The following is a 26,541-nucleotide window of genomic DNA, read 5'->3' on the forward strand; positions in this document are numbered from 1 at the left end:
GACACCCGCGCGTCGAACACGGGGAACGGCCCGCGACGGCGGAGCGGTCGCGGACCGGACGGATCGAAAGAGGGACCGCATGGAATTCCGGATCTTGGGCGCCCCGGAGGTGGCCGCCGGACCGCGCGCACCGGGCGTGGCGCTCACCAGCCCGAAACAGCGCACCCTGCTCGGCGCGCTGCTCACCCGGCCGGGCGGTGTCGTCCCCGCGGAGCAGCTGATCCGCGAACTGTGGGGCGACTGCCCGCCCGGCAAGGCGGGCAACGCGCTGCAGGCGCACGTGTCGCGGCTGCGGCAGGCGCTGATCTCGGTCGAGCCGGAGCGGGCCAACACCCCGCGCCTGGTGGCCCGGGGCGCCGGATATCTGCTCCAGGTCCGCCCCGAGGAACTGGACCGCACCCGCTTCCGCAACGCCGTGGAGCGCGGCCGAGCCCTGGGGGAGCGCGATCCGCGCACCGCCTGGCGGCAGTTGCGCGACGCGCTGGCACTGTGGCGGGGGCCCGCCCTGTACGGCAGTGCGCGCGGACCGCTGTGCTCCGGGGTCGCCCGGCGGCTGGAGGCGGAGCGGCTCGACGTGCTGGAGCTGTACTTCGACTGCGGGCTGCGCGCCGGGCGCCACGCGCAGCTGGTGGAGGAGATCGACGCGGTCGCCCTGGCGCACCCCGGCCGCTCCCGCTTCCAGGAGCAACTGGCCCTGGCGATGCGCCGCGTCGGCGGCTACGACCTGCCCGCCGACGAGCCCGCCCCGCGCGATACCGCGACGCTCCGGGGCGGTCTCGGTTCGGGGCGGGAGGAGCCCGCATCGGGCCTGCGGCGGCCCGACGCCGCTGCCGGGGGCTTCGGGGGCGGCGTGCAGGAGTCCGGGCCGGGCGTACCGAAGTTCGAGGCGTTCCGGAGCGCCGCCCTCGGCTACAGCCGGGAGGAACTTGCACCGGACGTACGGGAATCCGAGACCGCCACCGGCGACTTCGGGCTCGACCCCGAGGAGCCCGGGCCGGGGCGGCGGGATGCCGGGGCCGCATCGGGCGGCTCCGCGTCGGTACCGGGGAAGCCCGGGCCGGCCCCCTACGGCACCGGCACCGGCATCGACCTCGGCTCCGGTTCACAGGTCCACGCACCGGGCCGACGGGATGATGACCCCGCTCCGGAGAGCTCTTCGCCGGGTCGGCACGGTCGTCGGGCGGAACCCAAGTCGCCTTGGCCGGGCACCAGCGGTCATCGACCCGATCCCACGGCGCCGGCGCCGAACGTGAGCGGTCGGCAGCCCGACCTCACGGCCCTCCACCTGGATCCGAACGGACGTCGGCCACGTCCTACGGCCCCCCGGCCGGGCCCCAGCGGTCGTCTCCCCGGTTCCACGGCGCCCCGGCCGGGCCCGGCCGGCCACCGGCCCGATGCCACCGCCTCCCGCCCCGGCCCGAACGGACGTCGACCCGACCCCTCGGCCCACCAGCCTCACTCGAACGGCCGCCCGTCGCAGCCCACGGGCGCTGGGTCGGACCGGCGGCAGCCGGCGCCCGATGCGGAGGGGCGTCGGCCGGTCGAGGCCGGCGGCAGACCGGAAGCGCCTGCACACGGCCCCGTCCCGGCCGGTCGGCGGCCAGGTGTCCCGGGGGCACACGGACCGGCCGGAGCCGCTCGCGGTGGCATCGGCGCCCGCTCCGGCGCCGCCGACGGCGACCGCGACCGCGACGACGCGAACGGGCGCTCCTCCACGACCGGAACCGCCACCCGCGTCGCCACGGGCCCCGGCGGCACGGACGGCCGTGGTCGGCGCACCGGCCACGCCGACGACCGTGCTCTCGGTACCGTCCCCGGGTCAGGCCCCACCGGGTCCGGCGCGGTGGGCCGCGCCCCCGGTCACGCCGGCCCCGTGCCCGCCACGAGCAACGGCACCGGGCGCGGGGGCGGACTCGCCGCTCCCGGCCCCGGTCGCCCGCGAGCCGTGCCACGGGCCCCGCGGGAGACGGCGACGACGGGGCCCGGAAGCCGGGGTGTGTGGCTCGGCAACGAGGCGGAGCCGGAGCGGGCCGCGGAGCGGCGGGAGCTGATCCGGCTGCGCGAGCGGGTCGCGCTGCTCGCTTCGCAGCAGAGGGAGTTGCAGGCTCAGGTGGAGCACCTCACCGCGCTTCTCGGCAGTCGGCTCCCGGCGCCCGCTCAGACCGGCACCGCGAGCGCGGCACGGCGGCCGACCTGACCACCCGCACCACGGGGAGCAAGCCCTCACCGCGGCGCCGGCGCCGACAAGCGACGCCGGCCGGGGCCCCCGAAGGGGTCCCCCCAGCGCCCGCCCGTGCCGCCCTGGGGGTCCCCCGATGGGACAAGCCGCTCACCGCGTTCCTCGCCGGCCGGCTTCCGGCTTCCGACGTCCGGCGTCCGGCGTCCGGCGTCCGGTCAGGCCGGCACCGCGAGGGCGGCGCGGCAGCGGATCTCGGCGCCCGTGCCGTCCTGCGGCGCGTCGTCCTGGAACGCCGGCATCACCTCGGCCGCGAACAATTCCATCGCGGCGGCCGCCCGGCCGTATTCCATGGCGCCCGGGTTGAACTGGAGGCTGAAGGAGAGATCCGTGCCGAACTGCTCGCGTACCGTCTCGATCTGGGCGAGCACGTCGGACGGATTTCCCGCCAGTACCTTGTTCGCCCCGAGCGCGGCACGGAAGTCGTAATTCCGCGCCTTCTCGAGGAACTTCTCGTACCCGGGATAGTCCGCCGATCCCTTCTCGGCGAGCGGGGCGACGGCCTTCGCCATGTGGTCCACGTAGTTGCGCTCGTAGAATTCGCCCTGCTGGTACGCCGTTTCCCGGTCGGCGTCCACATAGCAGGTGAATTTGATCTGGATGCGGCGGGCCGCCGGGTCGTGCCCCGCCGCGTCCCAGGCCCGCCGGTAGTGGACCAGCATCGCGGCCAGTTGCTCGGCGGAGGTGACCGACGGCACGACCTGAAGGTGGTGCCCGGCGGTGCCGGCCGCCGCGCAGGACTCGGCGCTGGACGCCGAGGCGATGTAGATCGGCGGGTGCGGGTCCTGGTACGGGCGGGGCAGCATGGTGACCGGCCCGAACCGGTGGAAGCTGCCCTCCCAGACCAGGTTCTCCTCTGTCCACAGCCTGCGGATCGCCTCGACACCCTCGGCGAACCGGGCCCGGCTCTCGTCCATGGACACGCCGAACGCCTCGAACTCCGTGGGCAGGAAGGCGCGTCCGAAGCCGACGTCGAGCCGGCCGTGCGAGAGGTGGTCGAGCATGGCCAGCTTGCCGGCCAGTTTCACCGGGTGGGTGAAGGCGGGCACGCACGCCCCGGTGGCCAGCCGGATCCGCGTGGTGCGGGCGGCGGCCGCCGTGAGCAGCGTGATCGGGTCGGGGCAGTAACCGCCGTAACCCGAGAAGTAGTGTTCGACGGTCTGCGCCTGGGTGAACCCGAGGGACTCGGCCAGTTCGATGAGCCGCAGCGTCTCGTCGTAGTAGGCCGTCGCCGTTTTCTCGGCCGGGTCGATGACCGGAAAGAAGTTCACACCGAATTCCATGACGACTCCCTGTGGTCGTGTATGCGTCCTCGTTCTTGGACTCGCCTTGCCACGCACCCCACATTGCCCCCGACACGTCATCAACTGTCAAGGAAGGACCGGCGGCTGATGTCAGGACGTCAGCCTGGAGTCAGCAAAGGCCCGTATTCCTTCCCCCACTCCCCCGCATCCCTAAGCTGCGAATGCAGTACGCGATCGGCGAGCAAGTCGAGCTGGCAAGAAGGGGATGACCATGCGGGGAAGTTATTCCGTGCCGTACGCGAAACGCGGAACCATACTCGGCGCGGCCGAGGTCGCGGCTCTCGAGGACGTCGTCGCCTCTGACGACGCGCTGACGATGGGCGCCTGGCGGGAACGCTTCGAAGAGCGCTTCGCCCGCCATGTCGGGGCCCGTCACGCCCTGTCGGTCACCAGCGGCACGGTTGCCCTGGAACTGGCCATCCATCTGCTGGACCTACAGCCGGGCGACGAGGTCGTCGTCACCCCGCAGACGTTCCAGGCGACAGCCCAGCCGCTGCTCGGGTCGCCGGCCCGGGTGCGCTTCTGCGACGTACAACCCGAGTCCCTGAACATGGACCCGGTCGTTCTGAAGTCCCTGGTCAACGAGCGGACCCGGGCGATCCTGCTGGTGCACTACGGCGGCTGGTCGGCCGACATGGACGAGATCATGGCGATCGCCCGCGAGCGCGGCATCACCGTGATCGAGGACTGCGCGCACGCCCTCGGCGCCCGGTACGACGGACGGCGCCCCGGTTCGCTCGGCGACATCGGCTGCTTCAGCTTCCACTCCGCCAAGAACATCAGCACCCTGGGCGAGGGCGGCATGCTGACCTTCGACCGGGACGACTGGGCGGAGCGGATCGACCGGCTGCGGTCCAACGAGATCGACGGTGTCCTGACGGCGGTGCCGGAGCCCACCGCGCCGGCCCCGGAGCTGCTGCCCTGGATGAAGTTCACCTCCGGCGCCTATGAGCGGGTGGTCTCCGAGTTCCGCAGGCCGGGCACGAACGCGACCCTGTCGGAGGCCGCGGCCGCCGTGGGTCTCGTGCAGATGGACCGGCTCGACACCCTGGTGGCCCGGCGCCGCGCGATCGCCGCGCGCCTCGACGAGGTCGTGGCCGCCCACCCGTACACCCGCGTGCAGCGGCCGAGGCCGGGCATCCAGCACGCCCAGCACCTGTACACCTGCTTCCTGGACGGCCCGGACGGCGCCCGCGAGCGCCTGGTGCACGGCCTCAACTCCCGTGGCGTGGAAGTGCAGTTGCGCTACTTCCCGCTGCACCTGCTGCCGGAGTGGCAGCAGCGCGGCCACGGCGCCGGCGAGTGCCCGGTCGCCGAGCACCTGTGGTTCCACGAGCACGTCAATCTGCCCTGCCACCCGGGGCTGTCCGACGCGCAGGTCGACCACCTGGTGAACGCACTGGACGAGGCCCTGACACAGGCGCTGGCCCCGGCCGCCGACGCCCAGCCGGTCGGCGCGGCGCGCGGCTGACCCTTCCCACCTCCCCTTCTTCCCGAGGAGCCCACCATGCCCTTCATCAACGTGAAGCTCTACGAGGACCGCCTCGACGAGCGGACCGAGGCCGCGCTCATCGCCCGCCTCACCGAGGCCGTCGGCGACGTCTTCGGACCCGGCGCCGCCGAACAGACCTGGATCGCCGTGCAGGGAGTGCCCCGCAGGCGCTGGGGCATCGGCGGCAAGCCCGGCTCCACCGACCAGTAGCCGGTCCCTGAGCGTGCGCGGAAGGAGGACCGTGAGGTGAAGGTCGACGACATCTACCTGGCCGGGGTGGGCACCCATCTGCCCCCGGCCGTCCCCACCGAGCAGGCCGTGAAGGCCGGCTGGTGGGACGCCGACGCCCGGGAGGCGTCCGGCATCGAGTCGGTGACGGTGGAGAGCGAACTGCCCGCCCCCGAGATGGCGGTGCGCGCGGCGCGCACCGCGCTGCGCCGCTCCGGCCACCGTCCCGAGGACTTCGCGTCCCTGCTGCACACCGGCACCTTCAGCCAGGGCCAGGAGGGCTGGTCCGCGCAGCACTACGTACTGCTGCACACCCTCGCCACGCCGATCAGCGCGGTAGAGGTGCGCCAGGGCTGCCTGGGCATGCTGTCCGCGCTCGGCATGGCCGCCGCGCAGCTGGCCGCCGCCCCGGAAGGCAAGGACGCGGTGCTGCTGACCGGCGCGGACACCTTCTCCACTCCGCTGGTGGACCGCTGGCGCGCGATGGACCTGTTCGTGCTCGGCGACGCGGGCTCCGCCCTGGTGGTCTCCCGCCGCTCCGGCTTCGCGCGGCTGCTGGCGGTCGGCTCGCTGTCGGATCCCCACATGGAGTGGCGCCACCGCGACGGCCGCGTCCAGTTGCCGCCGCAGCAGCCGCAGGAACGGCTGATGGACTTCCAGTCCCGTTCCGACTACTGGCGGCGCAAGTGGGCCGAGGGGCACACCCCGCCGGGCGGCAGCTGGCAGGAGCTGTGCGAGGAGGCCGTGCAGCGCACGCTCGCGGAGGCCGGGACCGCCATCGAGGACATCGCCCGCGTGGTCACCGTGTCCTTCACCCGGGACGCCCTGGAGGCGATGTTCCTCGAACCGCTCGGCATCGACATCTCCCGCAGCACCTGGGAGATGGGCCGCCGTACGGGCCACGCCAGCGTCAACGACCTGGCGATCGGCCTCGAGTACCTGTGGACCACCGGCCAGGTGGTGCCCGGGGACCGGGTCCTGCTGGTCGGCGCGACCCCGGGCATGGAGTGCGGCTGCGCCGTGGTCGAGATCACCGCGCCGCCCACCGGTGAAGCGGACGCCGTGTCCGGGTGACCGCCGCCGACCGACCCAATCGAGTACGAGTTGAAGGAGACGACCATGCTCGACGGATGCACGCCCTGGCCGCAGGACGTCGCCGAGCGCTACCGCACCGAGGGCTACTGGCGCGGTGAGACGCTGCTGGATCTGCTGGACGAGTCCGTCCGCCGGGTCGGTGGCAGGACCGCCCTCGTCGGGCCGGGCACCCGGCTGACGTACGACGAACTCGACCGCCGCTCCCGGCGCATGGCCGCGGGCTTCAGGGCCCGCGGCATCAGGGCCGGGGACCGCGTGGTGGTGCAACTGCCCAACACGCCGGAGTTCGTCGTGGTCTGCTTCGCGCTGTTCCGCCTGGACGCCAAACCGGTGTTCTGCCTGCCCGCGCACCGCGCGGCCGAGGTCCGCCACCTGTGCGAGCTGTCGCAGGCGGTCGGCTATGTCTTCCCGGCCGAGCTGAACGGTTTCGACCACCTGGGGCTCGCACGCCGGGTCCGTGACGAACTGCCCACGCTGCAGCATCTGTTCGTGTACGGCGAGGACACCGCCGGCGTCGGCGCGGTGCCGCTCGCCGAGGTGGACGCCGAGCCGGAGGAACTGCCCGCGCCGGACCCGTCGGACGTGGCGTTCTTCCTGCTGTCCGGCGGCACCACGGGCCTGCCGAAGCTGATCCCGCGGATCCACGAGGAGTACGCGTACCAGGCGCGGGCCGCCTCCCAGGCGTCCGGCCTGGGCGAGCAGGACGTGTATCTCGCGGTGCTGCCGGTCGAGTTCAACTTCACCTGGGGCTGCCCGGGTGTGATCGGAGCCCTTCAGCAGGGCGGCACGGTGGTGTTCGCCGAGGAGCCCACGCCCGACGTGTGCTTCGCGCTCATCGAGAAGGAGGGGGTGACGATCACCTCCGTCGTGCCCAGCGTCGTACAGATGTGGCTCGACGAGGCCGAGTGGCTGGACAACGACATCTCCTCGCTGCGCACCCTGCAGATCGGCAGCGCCAAGCTGCACCCGGAGGTCGCCGCGCGAGTCGAACCGGCGTTCGGTTGCCGGCTGCAGCAGGTGTTCGGCATGGCGGAGGGCCTGCTCACCTTCACCCGCGAGGGTGATCCGCAGGAGACGGTGCTGACCACGCAGGGCCGCGCGATCTCACCCGCCGACGAGATCCGCATCGTGGGCGAGGACGACCGCGAGGTGCCGGTCGGCGAGACCGGTGAGCTGCTGGCCCGCGGGCCGTACACACTGCGCGGCTACTACCGGGCGCCGGAGCACAACGCGCGCGCCTTCACCGCGGACGGCTTCTACCGCAGCGGTGACCTGGCCCGGCTCACCGAGGACGGCGATCTGGTGATCGAGGGCCGCATCAAGGACGTCATCATCCGCGGCGGCGACAAGGTCCCGGCCGACGAGGTCGAGCGGCATCTGCTGACCCTGCCGGCGGTGGCGCGGGCCGCGCTGGTGCCCGTACCCGACACCTACCTGGGCGAGAAGACCTGCGCGTTCGTCGTGCCACAGGGCACTCCGCCGTCCCTGGTGGAGCTGAAGGAGGCGCTGCGGGCCAGGGGCCTTGCCGAGTACAAGCTCCCGGACCGGATCGAGTACCTCGGCAGCCTGCCGCTGACCGGGCTCGGCAAGGTCGACAAGAAGCGGCTGTCCGCGATCGCCCGGGGCGAGGACGCGCCCGCGGCCGCGAGCCTGCCGGCCGCCGGCTGATCCACCGGCCCGCCGTCCCACCACCGAGAGGGAGGAACTCCCATGAACAGCACCACCCGAGCCGAGGACGAGGTGCGGGCGGCGGTCGCCGAGTTGCTCGGCACCGCCCCGCAGGAGGTCCCCGGCGACGCCCGCCTGGTCGACCTCGGGCTGACCTCGCTCCAGGTCATGCGGCTCGGCTCGCGCTGGCGCCGCGCCGGGATCCGGGTGAAGTACCAGGACCTGGCCGCCGAGCCCACCGTGAACGCCTGGGCCCGGCTCGTCTCCGAGAACGCCGAGAACTCCGGGAACTCCGGGAACTCCGGGAACTCCGGGAACGGGGAGAGGTGAGGAAATCATGGCCACCCGAGTACGGAAATTCCGTGTCGACGGAACGGCTGCCCGGCTCGCCCGGCATCTGCTGGATGCCGACGTGGAACAGCTCGTCCGTTTCTCCTGCGTCGGGGACGAGGTGACGCTCGACATCCCCGACACGCATTTCCACGTGCATCTGCGGGAATCCGGAGACTCGTTCCAGCTGCAATTCCGGATGACCCATGACGGTCCGGCGAAGCCGCGTTCCTGGTCCCGTCGGCTGCCCGTGTCGGACGGGCTGCCCGGGATAGCCCGGTGCATCGCGGGCGACGTGCGCACCATGGCGCGCGAGCTCGCCCCGCTCGCGGCCGCAGCGGGGGTGTGAGCGCCATGACGACGGCTCTCTTCCCCCGTGCGCGACGCGGCGAACTGCTGGTCGTGGGGCTCTGCTTCGCGGCGATCGTGTGCGAGGGCTACGACCTGATCGTGTACGGCGCGGTGGTGCCGGAGCTGCTCCGCTACGAGCCGTGGCACCTGACGCCCGCCGAGGCGGGCGCGATCGGCAGCTACGGGTTGTTCGGCATGCTGGTCGGCGCCCTGTGCGCGGGCGCGGTCGCGGACGTCCTGGGGCGCCGCCGCACCGTCCTGATCAGCGTGGCGTGGTTCTCGCTCGCCATGGCGGCCTGTGCGCTCGCCCCCACGCCCGGCTGGTTCGGGCTGTTCCGGGCGCTCGGCGGTCTGGGCCTGGGCGGAGTCATGCCCACGGCGATCGCCCTGACCGTGGAGTGCTCGGCGCCGCACCGGCGCAGCCTCAACAACGCGCTGATGTTCTCCGGTTATTCGGTCGGCGGGATCCTCGCCGCGGTGCTGGCGATGCCGCTGCTGCCGCGCTACGGCTTCCGCGTCATGTTCTGGATCGGGGTGCTGCCGCTGGTACTGGTGGTGCCGCTGCTGTGGCGGTACCTGCCGGAGTCGGCGGCGTTCCTGCGGAACGAGGGCCGTCTCGCCGAGACGGAGGCGGTGGCACGGCGCTTCACCGCCGGCCGGGCCGCGCCCACCGTGCCGGCCGCGGGCCGGGCCTCCGCGCGGGCGGTGACACTCGCCCTGTTCTCACCCCGCCACCTGCGGGCCACCCTGCTGTTCGCCCTGACGAGCTTCTTCGGTCTGCTCCTCGTGTACGGACTGAACACCTGGCTGCCCGAGATCATGAAGGGGGCGGGATACCCGCTGTCGGGGTCGCTGCTGTTCCTCGTCGCGATGAACGCGGGCGCGGTCGCCGGCTCGCTGCTGCTCGCGCCGCTCGGCGACCGCATCGGCATGAAGCCGGTCACCGCGCTCTCCTTCGCCGCCGCCGCGGTGTCCATCGCCCTGCTCAGCCGGGCGACGTACGCGCCCGCGCTGTATCTGCTCGTCGCGGTCGCCGGATGCGGCACGATCGGCACCCAGATCCTGGTCAACGCCTATGTGGCGCTGCACTATCCGCCGCAGATCAGGGCGACCGCGCTGGGCTGGGCGCTCGGGATCGGGCGGTTCGGGGCGGTGGCCGGGCCGGCCGTCGGGGGGCTGCTGGTCGCCGCGGACGTCGGTGCGGCGGTGAACTTCTACGCCTTCGCCGTGCCCGCCGTGCTCGGTGCCGGCTCGGTCCTGCTGCTCCCGGGCCGACGCCGCACCCCGGCCGCTGCGCCTGCCGCGCCGTCCTCCGAGCCGGTGAAGGCGGCGGCTTGACGGCCCCGCCTCCCGTCGGCGCACTCCGGAACTCCTCGTCCGCCCGCCGCACCCGGCGGGCGGGCAGAGTGCGGGAGCGGACGGTCGGTGGGTGGAGGCCTCCGCCCCGGGTGCCGGGAACGGCGGTCCGGGCGGAGGCCTTCGTTCAGTCCGTCGGCGGCAGGGCCGGTACGGCCGTCGGTGCCGTGGCCTGGCTCTGGTCCGCCGCTGCGGACGGGGCGGGCTGCCGGGCCGCCGCAGCGAGCAGCACCCCGAGCGCCATGGCTCCGCAGACCACCAACAGGGCGGGCACGAGGGCCGCCACGAGGGAGTGGGACAGCACGGTGGACGCCAGGTCGGTGATCTTCCGGGCCAGTTCGGGCGAGGCTTCGCGGGCCAGCGCGGGAGCGGACCGGCCGCCTCCGGCCGCGGCACCGGCCGCCGCCCCGGTCATCTCGTCCACGAACCGCCCGCGCAGCGGAGCGGGCAGCGCGCGGGCCGCGTCGGCGGCTCGCGGGGTCACGTCCGCCAGCAGCCGGTTCTGCAGCACGGCGACCGCGACCAGACCGCCGAGGACGGAGCCGAACTGGCGGTTGCTGTTGAGGACTCCGGACGCGGCCCCGGCGAGCCGGTGCGGGACGTCGTACGTGGCCAGGGTCTGCATCGGCCCGAAGGTGCAGCCGACGCCCGCGCCCGCGACGGCGAACCCGGGCAGGAAGGCGTACCAGGGCGTTTCCACCTCGGCGATGAACGCCACCGAGCCGATGCCGGCGATGAACAGTACGAGTCCGGCGACCAGGATGTACTTGCCGCCGACCCGGTCCACGAGACGCCCGGCGACCGGGGCCACGGCGACGGAGACGACGGCGATGGGCGCCATCGTCAGACCGGTCTTGAGCGCGTTGTAGCCCAGCACCGACTGCAGATAGATGTTCAGCGGCAGGAAGACACCGACCGTGCACAGCGACACGAGGACGTTCACGCCGTTCATCAGCGTGTAGTTGCGGTCCTTGAACAGCTCGAACGGGACCAGCGGGGAGCGGCCCTGCTTGCGTCGCTGGTCCAGCAGGAACAGCAGCAGCACCACGGCACCGGCGGCGAGGACCCCTGGGATGGTGATCCAGCCGTCGACCGTGCCCCAGTCGTAGCGCTGGCCCTCGGCGAGGCCGTAGGTGAGCAGCACCAGGCCGACGGTGAGCAGCAGCACGCCGAGCGGGTCCAGCGAGGCCCGGCGGCCGGGACGCACGTCGGTCAGCAGCAGCGGGCCGAGCACCAGGACGGCCACGCCGATGGGCAGGTTGATGTAGAACACCCAGCGCCAGTCGGCGACGGTGATCAGCAGCCCGCCGAGCGTGGGGCCCGCGACGGTCGCCACGCCCGCGATCGCGCCCCACACGCCGAGCGCCGAGCCGCGCCGCTCCGCGGGGAAGACCGCGATGATGAACGTCATGGTCTGCGGCAGCAGCAGCGCCGCGCCCAGGCCCTGCACGAACCGGCCGGCGATCAACTGCTCGGTGTTCTGGGCCAGGCCGCAGGCCATGGACGACACGGTGAAGAGCACCACGCCGCCGAGGAAGAGGTTGCGCGGCCCCCAGAGGTCGCCGAGGCGTCCCGCGGTGATGAGGAACGCCGCCACGGCGATGACGTAGCCGTTGATCATCCAGGCGATGTCGGCGAGGGAGGCGTGCAGATCGCCGGAGATGCTCGGCACGGCGACGTTGATGATCGTCATGTCGAGCATGGTCATGAAGTAGCCGAGGGACAGCACCGTCAGCATGGCCCAGGGGTTGCCGCGCAGCTTCGTGTTCATGTGACTCCTTGGGAAGCGGTCCGGTGCGGGCGGCAGCGGCCGGACGCGTCGCCGCCGCCCCCGGCGGACCGAGTCAGCCGAAGAACGGCCGGTCGATGATCCAGAGCCAGGTGCCGTCGGGCTGGCGGTGGGCCACTTCGGCACGGGCGCCACCGTCGCCGGTGCGCGCCGTCGTCAGGGCGTAGTCGCCGCTGCGCAGCACGGGCAGCACCGTGCCCGCGTCGAACTTGGGCTTCTTCGCCAGCAGTTGGGTGTAGACCGCGCGCAGCGCCTCGTGGCCGGTGGTCTCGCGGCCCGGCGGGACGGCCACCACGGCGTCCGGCTCGTACAGCGCCAGCAGGCCCTCGACGTCCCCGGCGTTGCCGCGTTCGATGAAGAGCCGCAGCAGGTCCTCCGGGCTCTTGGCGGTTTCGCGTTCAGTCATCCGCGTACTCACTCTCCACATCGGTGTGCGAACGGCAGGCGGCAGCGGTGCGCGCGTGCCGGTGCGCACGGGCCTGCCGTCCGGGAATTGTGGCAGTGCATTCCGCTTCGGGGGCAGCGCGAAGTCCTCACTTGCACAGCGGACTTGCACACGGAATAAGTCCGGCCGGGCGTTCGACTGCGTACATTGTCCGGGGACCCGGACGGGTCGTACGGTGCCGCGGATCCGAATGGCTTCCACCGAAGGAATTTCACCGCGATGACCGAAACCGTCACCTCGGAAGACACGGCTGAATTGCTTCCCGAATTCCCACTGCGTTTCGGCGAGGAGGAGTCCCGCACGGACGGAGCCCTGGCCTACGCGCAGCTCGCGACCGGCGACCCGGTGACCCGGGTGCGGCTGCCCAGCGGCCGTCCCGCCTGGCTGGTCACCGGCTACCAGGAGGTCCGCGCCGTCCTCACCGACGCGCGGGCCTCGCGGCAGGCCGCCGCCCGCTCGGACGGCGCGCAGGTCCTTGCCGTGGAGCGGGTCGGCACCTCGATCCTCACCCTCGACCCGCCGGACCACACCCGGCTGCGCCGGATCGTGGGCCGGGGCTTCACCGCGCGCCGCAGCGAGGCGCTGCGGCCCCGCATCGCCGAGATGGCCGGGGAACTGCTCGACGACCTCGCCGCCGGACCGCGCCCCGCGGACATCAACGAGCAGTTCTGCATGCTGCTTCCGGTCCGGGTCATCTGCGAACTGCTCGGCGTGCCGCTCGGGGACCGGCACCGCTTCGAGGCGTGGCGGGACGCGCTGATCGCCCCGACCGGACCCGACCGGCCTTTCGACGCCGGTGCGCACCAGGCCCTGCTCGCGTACATCGGCGAGCTCGTGGCGGCCAAGCGCAAGGAGCCGGGCGACGACCTGCTGAGCATCCTCGCCGCCGCGGGGCAGGGCCCCTCGGACAAGGACGACGCCCTGACCGATCAGGAGATCGTCGCGCTCGGCGGCACCCTGCTGGTCGCCGGCTTCGAGACCACCGTCGCCCAGCTCGGCCTCTGCCTGCGGGAGATCCTGGCCCGCCCGGAGGGTCTGCTGAGCGTGCCCACGGAGCGGACGGAACTGGCCGCCGAGGTCGAGGAGCTGGTCCGCCGGCTGCCCATAGGCAACTTCGGCGGCACGCTGGCCCGGCAGGCGACGGAGGACATGCAGGTGGGCGGCGTCCTCATCCGCGCGGGCGAGGTGATCGTCGCCGCCACCCAGGCGGCCAACTTCGACCCGGCCGCCTTCCCGGCCCCGCTGGACCACGACGCTGCCCGGGACAACGGCAGCCACCAGATGGCCTTCGGCTTCGGAGTGCACCACTGCCTGGGCTCCCCCGTCGCCCGCATCGAGATCCAGGAGGCGTTGCTGGCGCTGCGCACCCGCTTCCCGGGTATGCGGCTCGCCGTGCCCGACGAGGAGCTGCGGTTCGTGCCCGGCGCGGCCAGCAGGAGGCTGGAGCGGTTCCCGGTCACCTGGTGACCGGCAGTCCCCCATCCGGCGCGCCGGGCCCGGGAGGCCTCCTCCCGGGCCCGGTCGCATGCCGGGCCCCACGGGTGGGCCGCCCGACCGCCCGCACGGGCCGCCGACGCCCACGCGCTGCCGGGCCGGGCCCGGACGTTTGTGAGTGACGTCCACTCAAGAGACGGGTATCGCCCGCGTGTTGTGCTGCTCTCCGCCGGTCACCGCACCGAAAGGAGGGCACGGGGTGAGAGCCGGACACATTCATCTCGCGGGCATCGGCACCTGGCGCCCGGCCACCGCGCACATCCGCCCACCGGGCGCGTTCGCCCGTCCCGGCGCCGCGCCCACGGCCGGACCCGGGTCGACCTCCGGGTCCTGGACGGCCACCGGGCATGACTCGGCGGCCCGGTCGTCCCAGGCCGCCCGCCACGACACCACGGCCCGGCCGAAGACCGACCACGACGACAGCGCAGCCTGCCCGAAGGCCGAACCCGGCGACGCGGCGGCCCGACCCGACGTCCAACCCGCCGACACGGCAGCCCGGTCCCAGGCCGACGGCGACGACACCACGGCCCGGCCCGGCGCCGAGGCCGCCGTGCACGCCGCCCGGACCGCCCTGACGCGCGCTGGGCTGCCGTACGAACGGTTCGGTGCGCTTCTGCACGGCAGCACGCTTCCGGCCGGCCCCGCGCACCTGTCGGTGCCGCACTACGTCCTGCACCGCACCCTCGGCCGGGCCGTCACCGCGGCCGAGCTGCGCCAGGGACAGCTCTCCCTGCTGTCCGCGCTGGGACTGTGCGCCCATCTGCTGCGCGCACCGGGCGGCAAGGACGCCGTCCTGATCACCGGATCCGACCCGGCCGCCCCCGCACCTGAGACCCGGGGCGACCTCGGTGTCCGGGACGACCCGCACGCGTCGGCCACCGCCCCGGCCGCACCCACCGGCCACGCGCTCGTCGTCTCGCGGCTCGGCGGCTTCGCCCGCGTGCTGTCGGTCGCCGAGAACTGCGACCCCGGCCACTACGACCTGCGCATCCCGCCCGGCACCGGCTGGGCCGCGCTGCGTACCCGCACCGAGGACCAGGTCCTCGCCGAGGCCGGCGTCGCCCGGGGCGATCTCGCCGCGACCCTCACCGGCGCGTCCGGCGCGGGCGACCTGGTGCCGGCCCTGGAGGAGCTGTGCGCCACGGGCCGCGCGGCGCCCGGCGACCGGCTGCTGCTCACCGCCGCCACGCCGGGGCTGGAAGCGGGCGCCGCCGTCCTGGAGATCACCGCGGCCCTGCCCTGACACCACTCCCGTGCCCGCACGGGCTGCGCCCCACCTGAAGTCCCGTTCCCTACCCAGGAGGCCCGGACCATGGCGAACACCATTCCGCCGGTACCGCCCTATTCCCTGCCCACCCGCGCCGACCTGCCCGAGAACACCGTCTCCTGGACGGTGGACCCGCGCCGGGCGCTGCTGCTCGTCCACGACATGCAGCACTACTTCCTCAGGTGCTTCGGCGACCGCTCCCCGGGACCCGAACTCCTCGCCCACGCCACCGCCGTACGGCGCGCGGCGGCGGTCGCCGGCGTGCCGGTGGCGTACACCGCCCAGCCCGGCAGCATGACGCCCGCCGAACGCGGCCTGCTCAAGGACTTCTGGGGCGAGGGCATGCGCGCGACCGCGGCCGACCGGGACATCCCCGCGTCCCTGGCGCCGGCCCCCGGCGACACCGTCTTCACCAAGTGGCGCCCCAGCGCCTTCTTCCGCACCGGGCTGCTGGACCTGCTCCGCGACAGCGGACGCGACCAGCTGATCCTGTGCGGCGTGTACGCACACGTGGGCCTGCTGCAGACCGCCTGCGAGGCCATGGCGCACGACATCCAGCCGTTCTTCGTGGCGGACGCCGTCGCCGACTTCAGCGAGCGGGACCACCGCATGGCCGTGGAGTACGCGGCCAAGCGCTGCGCCATGGTCGTGACCACGGCCGACGTGTGCGACGCCCTGGCCCTTCAGACCACCGGAGCCCTGCGATGACGTACCCGGACCTGCTGGACGCGCTGACCGGTCCGACCCCGCCCGCGGCGTTCGCGCTGCTGCACCGCCCGGAGACGGCCGCCGAGCGGATCGACCTGCTCACCGGCACCCTGCACGAGGCCGACACCCTCGCCGAGGTGCCGCTGCCCGCGCCCGGTGGGCGCGCACGCCACGAGGCGCTGGTGCTGCTGCCCTACCGGCAGATCGCCGAGCGCGGCTTCGAGGCGCCCGACGACGGGGCGCCGCTGACGGTGATGAGCATCGAGCGGCAGACCTCGGCACCGGTCGGCGAGGTGCTCGACCGGCTCCCCGACGTGCCGCTGAGCGCCCGCGACCTGGGCTTCGACCTGGACGACGACGCCTACGCCGACGCCGTGCGCCGCGTCGTCGACGAGGAGATCGGCACCGGCGCCGGCGCCAACTTCGTCCTCAAGCGCACCTTCGTGACGCAGTTCGACCACTGGTCGCCGCAGGCGGCGCTCGCGCTCTTCAAGCGGCTGCTGCGCCATTCGGCGGGCGCCTACTGGACCTTCCTGATCCACACCGGGGAGCGCACGCTGCTCGGCGCGAGCCCCGAGCGGCACATCACCCTCGACGCGGGCACCGCCGTGATGAATCCCATCAGCGGCACCTACCGCTACCCGGAGTCCGGCCCGTCCGCCGACGGCCTCCTCGAGTTCCTGGCCGACCACAAGGAGGCCAACGAGCTGTACATGGTCGTCGACGAGGAACTGAAGATGATGAGCCGGATCTGCGAGGGCGGAGGCCGCGTGGTGGGCCCCCGGCTGCGCGCCATGGACCGGCTCGCGCACACCGAGTACTTCGTCGAGGGGCACTCCCGGCTCGATGTGCGCACCGTCCTGCACGAGACGCTGTTCGCGCCGACCGTCACCGGCAGCCCCCTGGAGAGCGCCTGCCGGGTGATCTCCAAGTACGAGCCGGGCGGCCGGGGTTACTACGCGGGCGTGGCCGCGCTGATCGGCCGGGACGCCGCGGGTGAGCGCGCCCTGGACACGGCGATCCTGATCCGCACCGCCGACGTGGACGCCGCGGGCACGCTGCGGCTGAGCGTCGGGGCGACCCTGGTGCGGGACTCCGACCCCTACGCGGAGGCCGCCGAGACGCGGGCCAAGGCGGCGGGCCTGCTGGCCGTGGTGCACGGCGACCCGGGCGCCGCCGCGGCGGAGCCGGGCGAGGTGTCCCCGGCCGCCGCGGCCGCCCGCCGGCTGAGCCTGCTGCCCGCGGTCGCCCTCGCCCTGTCCGCCCGCAACGAACCGCTGGCTCCGTTCTGGCGCGCCGACCCGCGGCGACGGCGGACGGCCGGCTCGCCGCTGGCCGGGCTGCGGGCCCTGTTCGTGGACGCCGAGGACACGTTCACGGCGATGGGCGCCGACCTGATGCGGGCCCTGGGGCTCGAGGTCGTGGTGCGCCGGTTCGACGAGGCGTACGACCTCGACGGCAACGACCTGGTCGTGGTGGGCCCGGGACCGGGCGACCCCCGGGACACCGCCCATCCGAAGATCGCCCACATGCGGGCGCTCACCGGGGAGTTGCTGCGCCGGGGCACGCCGTTTCTGTCGGTGTGCCTGGGCCATCAGATCCTCAGTTCGGTGCTCGGCCTGGAACTGGTCCGCAAGGACGTGCCGAACCAAGGCGTGCAGCGCACCATCGACCTGTTCGGGCACCGCGAGGACGTCTACTTCTACAACACGTTCACCGCGGTGAGCGCGGCGGACGCCTTCCCCGGCCCTGCCGCCCGCCCCGGCCCCGTCCAGGTCGCCCGGGACCCGGCCACCGGCGAGGTCCACGGGTTGCGCGGCGCGGGCTTCGCGTCCGTGCAGTTCCATCCCGAGTCCGTCATGTCGCGGGCCGGCGTGCACACCTTCGAACGCCTGGTCAGCGGCCTGTTCCCGGCCCGTCTCCGTTCACCCCTCCCCTACTCGGAACGCGAGGAAGTCGCATGAGCGCCCTTCTGCCCCCGTCGTCCCTTGCCGTGCCCGAGGCGCTCCAGCAGCCGGTGTGGCCCGACCCCGAGGCCCTGCGGACCGTCCGGGAGCGGCTGCGGACCGCGCTGCCGCTGGTGCTGCCGACCGAGTGCGACGTCCTGCGCCGGAGGCTCGCCGCCGTCGCGGCCGGCAAGGCGTTCGTGCTGCAGGGCGGCGACTGCGCGGAGACCTTCCGCGACCTGTCGCTCGGCACGGTCTCACGCAAGATGGACACCCTGTTCGGTACGGCCGACGAGCTGAGCGAGGCGATGTTCCTCCCGGTCGTCGTCGTGGCGCGGCTCGCCGGCCAGTACGCCAAACCCCGTTCCCAGCCGGTGGAGACCCGGGACGGGGTGACCCTGCCGTCGTACCGGGGCGACGCCGTGAACGGCCCGGAGTTCACCGCCGAGGCCCGCACCCCGGACCCGCACCGGATGCTGCAGGTGTACGCGGCGGCCGGGGCGACGCTGAACGCCGTGCGCTCGCTGCTCACCGAACGGCGCACGGCCCTCGGGCAGCGGGAGATGTTCGTCTCGCACGAGGCGCTCCTGCTCGACTACGAGCGCCCGCTGACCCGGCCGGACGCCCGCACCGGCGACTCGTACGCGGGCTCCGGACACCTGCTGTGGGTCGGCGAGCGGACCCGGCAGACGGACGGGGCGCACATCGAGTACCTGTCCCGGATCCGCAACCCGGTCGCGGTGAAGGTCGGCCCGACGGCCACGCCCGCCGAGGTGCTGGCCCTGGTCGAGCGGCTCGACCCGGACCGGGAGCCGGGCCGGCTCACGCTCGTCGCGCGGATGGGCGCCGACCGGGTGCGGGACGCGCTGCCGCCGCTGGTGGAGAGCGTCGCCGCGGCGGGCGGGCAGGTGGTGTGGATATGCGACCCGATGCACGGCAACACCTACAACGCGCCGTCGGGGCACAAGACCCGGCACTTCGACGCGGTCCTCGACGAGGTCACCGGCTTCTTCGAGGTGCACCGGTCGCTGGGCACGCACGCGGGCGGCCTGCACCTGGAGATGACCGGGGAGGAGGTCACGGAGTGCGTCGGCGCCGGCGTCGCCCCGGCCGACCTGCCGCTCCGCTACGAGACGGCCTGCGACCCGCGGCTCAACCGCAGCCAGACGCTGGAACTGGCCCGGCTGGTCGGCGAGTTGGCCACCCCGGTGGCCGGGTGAGGCAGCCGGCCGCGTGAAGGGCCCCGGCCGGACGGCCGGGGCCCTTCACGGAGAGGACGGACGAGAGAGGAGGGCTCACAGATGGTGGGCGAGCTCCGTGCGGGCGGTGACGCCGAGCTTCCCGTACACCCGGTGCAGGTGGTTCTCCACCGTGCGCACGGAGACGACGAGCCGGTCGGCTATCTCCTGGTTGGACAGTCGGGAGGCGGCCAGCGAGGCGACCTCGCGCTCCCGGGCGGTCAGCCGGGCCATGCCCGGGGCGGGTTCCGTCCAGGACGCCGATGCGGGCGCCCAGGGCGGGAGTTCACCGTCGTAGGCGGCGAGGAGCTCCGCGCACCGCACGCGTGCGGCGCGGCCCCGGCGACGGCGGCCGGCCGCCTGGTGCGCGCGGGCGGCCTGCGCGGACGCCTCGGCGGCGAGCGGCGGCGCGCCGAACGAGGCGAACCGGTCGGCGACCGTGTCCAGCGCGTCGCCGTCGCGCCGGGCCAGGGCCCGGACGTGGGTGGCGAGCAGCGCCGGGTACCCGCCGTCGTCCTCGCGGACCAGCCGGGCGAGGTCCGCGGCGGATGCCGCCGCGTCACCGACCCGGCCCGCCAGGTGCAGGGCCGTGACCGCCTGCTGCAGACGCCCGGCCGCGGCCGCTCGGGAGGCGACCTCGCGGGCGCGGCGCGCGGCGCCCGCGAGGTCGCCGGTGTAGGCGAGGACGAGGGCGTGCTCGAGGGCGGCGCCGTCCACGGCGAGCGGGTAGGCCACGGACTGCCGCTCGACCGCGCGGGCCTCGACGACGGTCCGTACGGCCTCGGTGTGCTCACCGGCCTCGGCGAGCGCACCGGCCAGCTGGGAGAGCGTCCAGGCGGGGGTGGTGAACCAGTCGGCGCGGTCGTCGCGGGCGCAGGCCCGCCGCAGCAGCGCGACGGCCTCGTCGTAGCGCCCGGCGCTGCGGTAGGTGCGGGCCCGCACCACCGCGCCGCGGATCTCGCCGCGGCTGCCCGCGCTGTCGTGGCGGATCCCGTCGAGTGCGGCGGACAGCTCGGCGGTCCGGCCGGCGTGGAACGCGGCGCGGCTGGTCAGCAGCCGGGCCGCCAGCCGGTGTTCGGCGTCCCAGCCGTCCATCCGGTCGCGCACCTGCCGCAGCAGCGCGAGCGCGCCGGCGGCGTCGCCGCGTTCGATCCGTGCCAGCGCCACGGGCGGCACGACCAGGGCGGCGGCGTCCGGGCCCGGGAGCCCGGTGCCGGCCGCGCCGCCGGTGTCGTCCCGCAGCAACTGCAGGACGGTACGGGCACCGAGCAGCTCGGGGTCGTCGGGGCGCCTCGCGGCGGCCGTCTCCACGAGCGTGGCGGCCTCGGGGACCCGGTGCAGGCCCCAGGCCAGGTTGAGGGCCCGCGCCGCCTCGTCCCCGGTTCCCCGGGCGAACTCCTCCTCCGCCTCCCCGTGCCGACCCTGCCCGGCGAGCGCCCGCGCCAGCAGGGCACCGGGACCACCCCCGCCGTGGTCCCGGTCGCCCTGCGCCGCGAGTCCCAGGCGGCCCAGGCGCTCCGCGAGGGCGAAGTCCCGGCGGCGCAGGGCCGCGTCGGCCGCCGCGAGCAGCCGGTGCGGCGGGAGCTCGTCGCCCGCGGCGAGCCGCAGCGCGACCGTGCGCGGACCGTCGTCGGTGCGGCGGGCGCCGGTCGCCTCGATGGCCTCGGCCAGCCGCAGCCGCAGCCGCCGGGCGGTCAGATCGGGCAGCCCGGCGGTGAGCACGGGCGCGTACAGCGGATGGGCGAGGCGCAGCCGTAGCCGTTTGCCGTCGCGTTCGGTGACCACGACGCCGCGCCGGTTGAGGGACTCGGCGGCGTGGATGAGGTCCTCGACCGGTGCCAGACCGGCCTCCAGGGGTCCGGCGAGGGCGATCATCGCGGCGAGTTCCGCCTCGTCGTCGGCGAGCGGGCCGAGCCGCAGCCGCACCATCTCGGCGAGCCGGTCGGAGGGCTCGCCGGCGGGGCCGTGCCACTGCCAGGTGTCGCCGTCGAGCCGCAGGCCGCCCTCGGCGAGCGCGGATTCGACGATCTCGCACAGGAACTGGGCGTTGCCCAGGGTCAGCGACCACAGCCCGTCCAGGCTCGGCCGGGCGATCCGGCCGCCGAGCCGGGCCCGCAGCAGGGCCTCGGCCGCGGCCGGGTCGAACGGCTCGACGGGGATCCGCTCGACCCGGCCCTCGACCCACAGCCGGGAGACACCGTCCGGCAGCGGCATGCCGGACGGGGCCGCCCCGAGCAGGGCGGCCCGGCCGGCGCGGACCAGCGTGTACAGCCGCTCCGCCGCGCCCGGTACCAGCAGGTGCACGTCGTCGGCCCCGACGACGGTCCGGCCCCCGCCGTCCGCCTCGCCGAAGTGCCGGTCCAGGTCGGTGGCGCGCGGGTCGTGCAGCCACACGGTGGTGTGCCCGGCGTGCCGTGCCGCCTGCATGGCGGCGGCGAGCAGCCGGCTCTTTCCGGTGCCGGGCTCTCCGACGAGGAGGGCGCCGCCGCGCTCCACCGCGGCGGCGACGTCCGTCAGTTCGGTCTCCCTGGCCGTGAGGGGCCATGCGGCGCCGGCGTACGGCGTGATCGGCATGGTGCGGTCACTCCTTGTCCGCTGGGTGCTCCGGTGCCGGGCGCCGGCCGGGTGCCGGGCGCCCGTGGCGTCGTTCACGCCGGTGTCAGGCCATGAGTCCGGCGCGGGCGACGATGACCGCGGAGCCGCCCACCTCGATCGACTCCACGTGGTCGGCCCGGCCGGACGCCGTGGCGAGCATGGTGGACAGGCGCCCCATCTCGACGCCCTGCTGGATCTCGATCTGCCGGCCGAACTCGACCAGGCCGTGCCGGGCCAGATGCAGGGCCAGCGGGCCGGCCGCGGATCCGGTCGCCGCGTCCTCGACGACGCCGTAGGCGGGCGAGAACATGCGGTTGCGCCATTGCGTGCCGGATCCGGCGAAACAGTTGGCGGCCATGTCCGGGAACTTGGCGAGCGCCTTGTGGTCGGGTTCCAGGGCGGAGAGCGCCTCGATGCTCTCGAGGCCCACGTAGACGTGCCGGGGGCCGTTGCGGTACGCGGTCACCGGCAGGGTGGAGGAGTCGAGGCCGAGAGCGGCGAGGAGTTCGTCGGCGTGCTCGTACACCTCCCAGGTCGGGATGGGCTGCCGCATCCGTGCCGAGACGATCCTCCCGTCGTCGCCGCGGTCGAAGACGAAGGGGATCACTCCCATCGCCGTCTCGAGCCGGAGCCGGTTGGCCCGGACCGACTCACCGAGCACGATGGCCGTGCCCAGCAGCGGATGACCCGCGAAGGGCAGCTCGTTGACCGGGGTGAAGATACGGATGCGCGCGTCGCCGCCCTCCTGGGGCGGCAGCACGAAGGTGGTCTCCGACAGGTTCATCTCCCGGGCGATGCGCTGCATCCGCGGGCCGGGTATGTCGGCCGCGTCCAGAAAAACGGCCACCGGGTTGCCCTCGAGACGCGTACTCGTAAAGGCGTCAGCCACCATGTAGGCGTGCATCATCCGTCCAATCGCGCGGGCGCCGGAGCCATGTCCGTCACCTTTCTGTCGTAGGGAGGGGGGACGGCCCCGCACCCCGAGGTGCGGGGCCGGGGCGCGTCACGGCTGCAGGCGGCTCGTCGTCCAGCCCCGGTCGGTCCGCTGGTAGACCAGCCGGTGGTGCAGCCGGTCGGTGCGGGCCTGCCAGAACTCCACCGCGTCGGGGGTCAGCAGGTATCCGGCGAAGGACTCCGGCCGGGGCAGGGCACCGAGCCCGGTGAGCCGGGCGGCCTCGGCGCGCAGCCGCTCCTCGTCGTCAAGAAGTTCGCTCTGCCGGGAGACCGTGGACATGGCGTGCGTGCCCACCGGGCGCACGGCCCACAGGTGGTCCGCCTCGGCGTCCGGCAGCCGCTCGACGGGGCCTTCGAGGACGATCTGGCGGCCGTTCTCGCGCCAGTACAGCACCGCGGACGCCCGGGGGCGCCGGGCGAGTTCGCGGCCCTTGCGGCTGCCCGCGTGGGTGGTGAACACCAGGCCGCGGTCGGTGATCGTGTTGACCTGGACGGTACGGCTGGAGGGGCGGCCGCCCTCGTCCGCGGTGGCCAGCGCCATGGCTCCCGGCTCCCGCACCCCTTCTTCGGCGGCCGTGCCGAACCAGTCTCTGAGCAGCCCGATGGGGTCGTCGGGGAAGGGCGGGTCCACGGGCGTCGCGGTCACGTGCGCCTCCGTCGTGCTCATACCTGCAGCGCGCGGCCGAGGCCCGCGAGGCTGGAGATGCCGGCCAGCTCGTGGATGCCTTCCGCGACGGCCTCGATGTCGAACACCGCGCGCTGGGTGGGCGGGTAGCCGATGAGTTCCGCGGCGCTGCGCGGGTGCGGGGGCGCGGACGCCTCGGCCGATTCCCAGATGAAGACGGCGCCCCAGCGGTTGTGCTCCTGGTCGGCGATCCAGAATTTGTAGATCAGTCCGGGCTGGCGGTTCCATGCGTCGACGGCCTCGTCGCGCAGGAAGTTCCGCAGGGTTTGGATGGTCTGGTCGGATGCGCTCAGATCCCACCAGGCGACCATGGCCCTCATGACATGTAAACCTTTCTCGGGTGAGGCGGCGGTGGCCGCCGCCGTCAGTCGATGCCGCGCAGGATGTGCGTCTCGTTCGGCACGTCCTCGCAGCCGGCGAGCCTGATCGGCGCACAGTGCGCCCAGACGTCCAGGCTCCGCGGCAGGCCGTACCGAGTGGTTCGCCGCGTGCGGCCCAGGGCCCGGCGGCGTGCAGCCTTTTCCTTCGGGGACACCACGACTCCTCGTCGCCGGGAACTCTTCGACGCGAACTCTTCGACGCGGGCTGTCCGGCACGGACCTTTCGGCACCGGCCGTCCAGGGCGGGGACTAGGTGGGAATTCCTTCCCGCTTGATCTGCGGGACGTCGATGCCGAGCGCACGGAGCTGGTTGAACGGGTTCATGAATTCCCGGGCCTGCTTGATCTTTCCGTTCTCCAGCAGGAACGAGTGAATGAAGTGGTTCTCGTAATAGCCCTCGGGATAGCCGGGGAACAGAATCTTCCCCTTGCCGTCGCACTCGACCCAGAAGCGGTTCGGGTCCTGCGTCTCGTAGATCTCGATGTTGTACCAGACCCAGTCGGGGAAGCACCGCAGCGACCAGACGGCGTGCTCGCCCAGACGGTCGCGGCCGTGGATGGCGATGGGGCCCGGGGTGTCGGCCGTCCACAGACCGCCCACCCCGTCCTCCGTGAACAGGTGATGCCGCGTCAGGCGGTCCTGGCCCAGGGTGTGCATGTACGTCTCGACGGCGGCGCGGTTGGCGCGCCGCAGTTCGGCCTCGTCGGCGAAGACCGCGGTGTCGGCGGTGCCGTTCAGCTGTGCGGTGTCGGACACGGTGTCCTCCGGCGTCGTACGGACGGATGGGTGCTGCCGCCCGCCACCGTGGGACGGGTGTCTATAGCCGGGGAGCGCGCTGCCATATTTCGTCTATACGCGCGTGGCAACGTCCTGCCCACGCAGCTTCCTGACGCCCGGCCCTGCTGAATCCGGGCCGACCGTTCGCGCAGAATGCCGGAACGGAGACGACTCCGCCACGGGGCAAGGAGAGGGCGATGGAATTCCGGCTGCTGGGAAATGTCGAGGTGCTGGGCGAGCGCGGCGCGGTCCCACTGCCGGGCGCGAAGGTGCGCACGGCGCTCGCGGCCCTGGTCCTCGCCCGCGGCTGGCCCGTGCCGGACTCCGCGCTGACCTCGGCGCTGTGGGGCTGGCACCCGCCGGACACCCGGACCGCGCAGCTGTACACCTACATGTCGCGGCTGCGGCGGCTGCTGGGTCCGTCGGTGCGGCTCGAGCGGCAGCAGTCCGGCTATCTGCTGCACGCCCAGGACGCCGCCGTCGACGTACTGGAATTCGAGCAGTTGGCGGCCGAGGGGGCGCGGGCGCTGCGCCAGCGGCAGTTCGAACGGGCGAGCCGGCGGCTGGGGCAGGCGCTGCGGCTGTGGCGCGGGACAGCGCTCGCCGATGTGACGGAGCATCTGGCGGACGCGGAGCGGCCCCGGCTGGAGGAGGCCCGGGCGCTGGCCCTGGAGGACCGTCTGGAGGCGGATCTGGCGCTGGGCAGGCACCGGGAGCTGATCGCGGAGCTGACGGGCCTGGTGCACGCGTTCCCGCTGCGCGAGCGGCTGCGCGCCCAGCTGATGACCGCGCTGTACCGCTGCGACCGGCAGAGCGACGCGCTCGCGGTGTACCACCACGGACGGCAGCTGCTTGCCGACGAACTCGGGGTGGATCCGGGGCCGACGCTCAGCGCCGCGTACCAGACCGTGCTGAACAACGCCCCGGTCCTGGCGGTGCCGCCGGCCGGGCGCGCCGCCGCCCCGGTGCCGGCCGCGTCGGCCGACGCGCCGGCGATGCTGCCGCCCCCCGCGGACGACTTCACCGGGCGGCAGCGGGAACTGGCCGAGCTCGCCCGGCTGTTGCCGCCGTGGGACGAGGGCGAGGAGGGCCCGCAGCGTCCGCGGCGCTTCCTGCTGACCGGCATGGCGGGCGTCGGCAAGTCGACGCTGGCCGTGCAGGTGGCGCACACGGTCGCGGCCTCCTTCCCCGAGGGACAGCTGTACGCCGACCTGCGCGCGCCGGACGGCGCGCCGCGGGACCCGCGCACGGTGCTGTCCGAGCTGCTGCGGGCGCTCGGCGACGGCGCCGAGGACCTGGCGGGCGCCGCCCTGCCCGCGTACGTGCAGCGGTATCGCGCCCGTACGGCGGGCAAGGCGCTGCTGGTGGTCCTCGACAACCTGGTGGCGGAGCGGCAGTTGGACCCGCTGCTGCCGGGCGGGACGGGATCCGCGGTGGTGGTCACCGCCCGGACGCATCCGGCGGCGGTCTCCGGCATACGTACGGTGGTCCTCGAGCCGCTGCGCCCCGGCGAGTCGTTGACGCTCCTGGGGGCGATGGCCGGGGCGTCGCGGCTGGCCCGCGAGCCGGAGGCGGCACGGGACTTGGTGGCGTACTGCGAGGGGCTGCCGCTGGCGCTGCGCGCGGTGGGCGCCCGCCTGGCCGCCCGGCCCCGGCTCCCCCTGTCCTGGCTGGCCGACCGCCTCGCCGAACCCGAGGCGAGGCTCGGGGAGTTGCGGTACGGCGAGCTGTCCGTGGCCGCGAGCCTGGCCCACTCGCTGCACGGCCTCGACGACATCGCCGTCGCGGTGCTGCGGAGCCTCCCCGCTCTGGGCGGTCGCCCGTTCACCGCGGCGGAGGCCGCCGGGCGGGCCGGGAGCGCGGAGCCCGCGTCGTTCGAGCAGGCCCTGGATCGGCTGGCCGACGCCCGCCTGCTGGACCTGTCGGCGATCGACGACCGGGGACAGCCGCTGTACCGCTGCCCCGGTCTGGTACAGCTGTTCGCCCGGTCCCTCGAAGCTCCGGCGCCCGGTCAGGCCCGGGCCGGGGCCGGGGCACACGGTGAGGCCCAGGCGGGGGCCGGGGCACACGGCCAGGCCCAGACCCCGGCCCTGGCAGCGGCACCCGGTCAGGCCCAGACCCCGGCCTTGGCAGGGGCACCCGGTCAGGCCCAGACCCCGGCCGTGACAGGGGCACCCGGCGGGGCCTGAGGGCGGGTCTGCGG

At 74.0% G+C, this 26,541-nt stretch carries 23 protein-coding genes; 14 read left to right on the forward strand and 9 right to left on the reverse strand.

All coding sequences use genetic code 11. The annotated features are described in order from the left end of the window. Positions 1-79 precede the first annotated feature (79 nt). Entirely contained in the window at positions 80-2,197 is a 2,118-nt protein-coding gene (locus tag SY2F82_RS03735) for a BTAD domain-containing putative transcriptional regulator (RefSeq protein ID WP_200417454.1), read from the forward strand. A 197-nt stretch (positions 2,198-2,394) separates the two neighbouring features. Here SY2F82_RS03735 and SY2F82_RS03740 read toward each other — a convergent pair whose 3' ends face one another. Next, positions 2,395-3,519: an LLM class flavin-dependent oxidoreductase gene (locus SY2F82_RS03740; RefSeq protein ID WP_200417455.1), complete on the reverse strand. Its 1,125-nt coding sequence runs from the start codon at positions 3,517-3,519 to the stop codon at positions 2,395-2,397. Between the two features lie 232 nt (positions 3,520-3,751). Between SY2F82_RS03740 and SY2F82_RS03745 the strand changes: the two genes are divergently transcribed. From SY2F82_RS03745 to SY2F82_RS03775, 7 genes are read left to right on the forward strand one after another with little or no spacing between them, the layout of a single operon-like run. Further along, positions 3,752-5,011, forward strand: a complete 1,260-nt coding sequence (locus SY2F82_RS03745) for a DegT/DnrJ/EryC1/StrS family aminotransferase (RefSeq protein WP_200417456.1) — start codon at positions 3,752-3,754, stop codon at positions 5,009-5,011. A gap of 36 nt (positions 5,012-5,047) precedes the next feature. After that, positions 5,048-5,242 (forward strand): tautomerase family protein, encoded by a 195-nt coding sequence (locus SY2F82_RS03750; RefSeq protein WP_200417457.1) that lies wholly within the window; start codon positions 5,048-5,050, stop codon positions 5,240-5,242. A gap of 36 nt (positions 5,243-5,278) precedes the next feature. Next, positions 5,279-6,334 carry a ketoacyl-ACP synthase III family protein gene (locus SY2F82_RS03755; RefSeq protein ID WP_200417458.1) on the forward strand — a complete coding sequence of 352 codons (1,056 nt, stop codon included), beginning with the start codon at positions 5,279-5,281 and terminating at the stop codon, positions 6,332-6,334. Between the two features lie 45 nt (positions 6,335-6,379). Next, on the forward strand, positions 6,380-8,023 hold the full coding sequence (locus SY2F82_RS03760; protein WP_200417459.1) for a (2,3-dihydroxybenzoyl)adenylate synthase: 1,644 nt from the start codon (positions 6,380-6,382) through the stop codon (positions 8,021-8,023). A 42-nt stretch (positions 8,024-8,065) separates the two neighbouring features. Then, the gene (locus SY2F82_RS03765; RefSeq protein WP_200417460.1) at positions 8,066-8,353 is read left to right on the forward strand and encodes a phosphopantetheine-binding protein; all 288 of its coding nucleotides are present in this window, start codon (positions 8,066-8,068) and stop codon (positions 8,351-8,353) included. A gap of 7 nt (positions 8,354-8,360) precedes the next feature. Then, the gene (locus SY2F82_RS03770; RefSeq protein ID WP_200417461.1) at positions 8,361-8,702 is read left to right on the forward strand and encodes a hypothetical protein; all 342 of its coding nucleotides are present in this window, start codon (positions 8,361-8,363) and stop codon (positions 8,700-8,702) included. Positions 8,703-8,707: 5 nt separating this feature from the next. Beyond that, complete coding sequence (locus tag SY2F82_RS03775) at positions 8,708-10,042, forward strand: aromatic acid/H+ symport family MFS transporter (protein WP_200417462.1); 1,335 nt, start codon at positions 8,708-8,710, stop codon at positions 10,040-10,042. Between the two features lie 145 nt (positions 10,043-10,187). Here SY2F82_RS03775 and SY2F82_RS03780 read toward each other — a convergent pair whose 3' ends face one another. Together SY2F82_RS03780 and SY2F82_RS03785 are read right to left on the reverse strand one after the other, a co-directional pair. Next, the gene (locus tag SY2F82_RS03780) at positions 10,188-11,831 is read right to left on the reverse strand and encodes a DHA2 family efflux MFS transporter permease subunit (protein ID WP_200417463.1); all 1,644 of its coding nucleotides are present in this window, start codon (positions 11,829-11,831) and stop codon (positions 10,188-10,190) included. Positions 11,832-11,904: 73 nt separating this feature from the next. After that, complete coding sequence (locus SY2F82_RS03785; protein WP_200417464.1) at positions 11,905-12,255, reverse strand: nuclear transport factor 2 family protein; 351 nt, start codon at positions 12,253-12,255, stop codon at positions 11,905-11,907. A 258-nt stretch (positions 12,256-12,513) separates the two neighbouring features. Between SY2F82_RS03785 and SY2F82_RS03790 the strand changes: the two genes are divergently transcribed. The 5 genes from SY2F82_RS03790 (at position 12,514) to SY2F82_RS03810 (ending at position 18,929) form a co-directional block, all read left to right on the forward strand. Further along, on the forward strand, positions 12,514-13,761 hold the full coding sequence (locus SY2F82_RS03790) for a cytochrome P450 (protein WP_200417465.1): 1,248 nt from the start codon (positions 12,514-12,516) through the stop codon (positions 13,759-13,761). A gap of 226 nt (positions 13,762-13,987) precedes the next feature. Further along, positions 13,988-15,031 (forward strand): hypothetical protein, encoded by a 1,044-nt coding sequence (locus tag SY2F82_RS03795; RefSeq protein ID WP_200417466.1) that lies wholly within the window; start codon positions 13,988-13,990, stop codon positions 15,029-15,031. 69 nt (positions 15,032-15,100) lie between these two features. Next, the gene (locus tag SY2F82_RS03800; RefSeq protein ID WP_200417467.1) at positions 15,101-15,763 is read left to right on the forward strand and encodes an isochorismatase family protein; all 663 of its coding nucleotides are present in this window, start codon (positions 15,101-15,103) and stop codon (positions 15,761-15,763) included. After that, the gene (locus SY2F82_RS03805) at positions 15,760-17,727 is read left to right on the forward strand and encodes an anthranilate synthase family protein (RefSeq protein ID WP_200417468.1); all 1,968 of its coding nucleotides are present in this window, start codon (positions 15,760-15,762) and stop codon (positions 17,725-17,727) included. Before SY2F82_RS03800 ends, SY2F82_RS03805 begins: the two co-directional genes overlap by 4 nt. After that, complete coding sequence (locus SY2F82_RS03810; protein WP_200417469.1) at positions 17,724-18,929, forward strand: 3-deoxy-7-phosphoheptulonate synthase; 1,206 nt, start codon at positions 17,724-17,726, stop codon at positions 18,927-18,929. Before SY2F82_RS03805 ends, SY2F82_RS03810 begins: the two co-directional genes overlap by 4 nt. A gap of 75 nt (positions 18,930-19,004) precedes the next feature. Here the strand turns inward: SY2F82_RS03810 and SY2F82_RS03815 are convergent, their stop codons facing one another. From SY2F82_RS03815 to SY2F82_RS03840, 6 genes are all read right to left on the reverse strand, one after another. Next, positions 19,005-21,521 carry a helix-turn-helix transcriptional regulator gene (locus SY2F82_RS03815; protein ID WP_200417470.1) on the reverse strand — a complete coding sequence of 839 codons (2,517 nt, stop codon included), beginning with the start codon at positions 21,519-21,521 and terminating at the stop codon, positions 19,005-19,007. 85 nt (positions 21,522-21,606) lie between these two features. Then, positions 21,607-22,449: a PhzF family phenazine biosynthesis isomerase gene (locus tag SY2F82_RS03820; RefSeq protein WP_308437742.1), complete on the reverse strand. Its 843-nt coding sequence runs from the start codon at positions 22,447-22,449 to the stop codon at positions 21,607-21,609. A 96-nt stretch (positions 22,450-22,545) separates the two neighbouring features. Beyond that, a complete protein-coding gene (phzG, locus tag SY2F82_RS03825; protein WP_236041087.1) occupies positions 22,546-23,142 on the reverse strand; it encodes a phenazine biosynthesis FMN-dependent oxidase PhzG in 597 nt (198 codons plus the stop codon). 17 nt (positions 23,143-23,159) lie between these two features. Continuing rightward, positions 23,160-23,501, reverse strand: a complete 342-nt coding sequence (locus SY2F82_RS03830) for a hypothetical protein (RefSeq protein WP_200417472.1) — start codon at positions 23,499-23,501, stop codon at positions 23,160-23,162. Positions 23,502-23,545: 44 nt separating this feature from the next. Further along, the gene (locus tag SY2F82_RS03835) at positions 23,546-23,716 is read right to left on the reverse strand and encodes a hypothetical protein (RefSeq protein WP_200417826.1); all 171 of its coding nucleotides are present in this window, start codon (positions 23,714-23,716) and stop codon (positions 23,546-23,548) included. A 94-nt stretch (positions 23,717-23,810) separates the two neighbouring features. Continuing rightward, positions 23,811-24,317 carry a PhzA/PhzB family protein gene (locus tag SY2F82_RS03840; RefSeq protein WP_308437743.1) on the reverse strand — a complete coding sequence of 169 codons (507 nt, stop codon included), beginning with the start codon at positions 24,315-24,317 and terminating at the stop codon, positions 23,811-23,813. 218 nt (positions 24,318-24,535) lie between these two features. On the opposite strand from SY2F82_RS03840, the gene SY2F82_RS03845 reads away from it, so the two are divergent. Continuing rightward, complete coding sequence (locus SY2F82_RS03845) at positions 24,536-26,527, forward strand: BTAD domain-containing putative transcriptional regulator (RefSeq protein ID WP_236041094.1); 1,992 nt, start codon at positions 24,536-24,538, stop codon at positions 26,525-26,527. Positions 26,528-26,541: the final 14 nt, after the last annotated feature.

This window comes from Streptomyces sp. Y2F8-2, from assembly GCF_014905555.1.
Taxonomy (GTDB): domain Bacteria; phylum Actinomycetota; class Actinomycetes; order Streptomycetales; family Streptomycetaceae; genus Streptomyces; species Streptomyces cynarae.

Excerpts from the sequence above, each read along its gene's own strand:
- SY2F82_RS03745 (WP_200417456.1), top strand. The coding sequence starts at position 3,752 with ATGCGGGGAAGTTATTCCGTGCCGTACGCGAAACGCGGAACCATACTC.
- SY2F82_RS03800 (WP_200417467.1), top strand. The coding sequence starts at position 15,101 with ATGGCGAACACCATTCCGCCGGTACCGCCCTATTCCCTGCCCACCCGC.
- SY2F82_RS03760 (WP_200417459.1), top strand. The coding sequence starts at position 6,380 with ATGCTCGACGGATGCACGCCCTGGCCGCAGGACGTCGCCGAGCGCTAC.
- SY2F82_RS03780 (WP_200417463.1), bottom strand. The coding sequence starts at position 11,831 with ATGAACACGAAGCTGCGCGGCAACCCCTGGGCCATGCTGACGGTGCTG.
- SY2F82_RS03830 (WP_200417472.1), bottom strand. The coding sequence starts at position 23,501 with ATGAGGGCCATGGTCGCCTGGTGGGATCTGAGCGCATCCGACCAGACC.
- SY2F82_RS03735 (WP_200417454.1), top strand. The coding sequence starts at position 80 with ATGGAATTCCGGATCTTGGGCGCCCCGGAGGTGGCCGCCGGACCGCGC.
- SY2F82_RS03815 (WP_200417470.1), bottom strand. The coding sequence starts at position 21,521 with ATGCCGATCACGCCGTACGCCGGCGCCGCATGGCCCCTCACGGCCAGG.
- SY2F82_RS03765 (WP_200417460.1), top strand. The coding sequence starts at position 8,066 with ATGAACAGCACCACCCGAGCCGAGGACGAGGTGCGGGCGGCGGTCGCC.
- SY2F82_RS03785 (WP_200417464.1), bottom strand. The coding sequence starts at position 12,255 with ATGACTGAACGCGAAACCGCCAAGAGCCCGGAGGACCTGCTGCGGCTC.
- SY2F82_RS03845 (WP_236041094.1), top strand. The coding sequence starts at position 24,536 with ATGGAATTCCGGCTGCTGGGAAATGTCGAGGTGCTGGGCGAGCGCGGC.
- SY2F82_RS03820 (WP_308437742.1), bottom strand. The coding sequence starts at position 22,449 with ATGATGCACGCCTACATGGTGGCTGACGCCTTTACGAGTACGCGTCTC.
- SY2F82_RS03750 (WP_200417457.1), top strand. The coding sequence starts at position 5,048 with ATGCCCTTCATCAACGTGAAGCTCTACGAGGACCGCCTCGACGAGCGG.
- SY2F82_RS03805 (WP_200417468.1), top strand. The coding sequence starts at position 15,760 with ATGACGTACCCGGACCTGCTGGACGCGCTGACCGGTCCGACCCCGCCC.
- SY2F82_RS03770 (WP_200417461.1), top strand. The coding sequence starts at position 8,361 with ATGGCCACCCGAGTACGGAAATTCCGTGTCGACGGAACGGCTGCCCGG.
- SY2F82_RS03790 (WP_200417465.1), top strand. The coding sequence starts at position 12,514 with ATGACCGAAACCGTCACCTCGGAAGACACGGCTGAATTGCTTCCCGAA.
- SY2F82_RS03775 (WP_200417462.1), top strand. The coding sequence starts at position 8,708 with ATGACGACGGCTCTCTTCCCCCGTGCGCGACGCGGCGAACTGCTGGTC.
- SY2F82_RS03810 (WP_200417469.1), top strand. The coding sequence starts at position 17,724 with ATGAGCGCCCTTCTGCCCCCGTCGTCCCTTGCCGTGCCCGAGGCGCTC.
- SY2F82_RS03740 (WP_200417455.1), bottom strand. The coding sequence starts at position 3,519 with ATGGAATTCGGTGTGAACTTCTTTCCGGTCATCGACCCGGCCGAGAAA.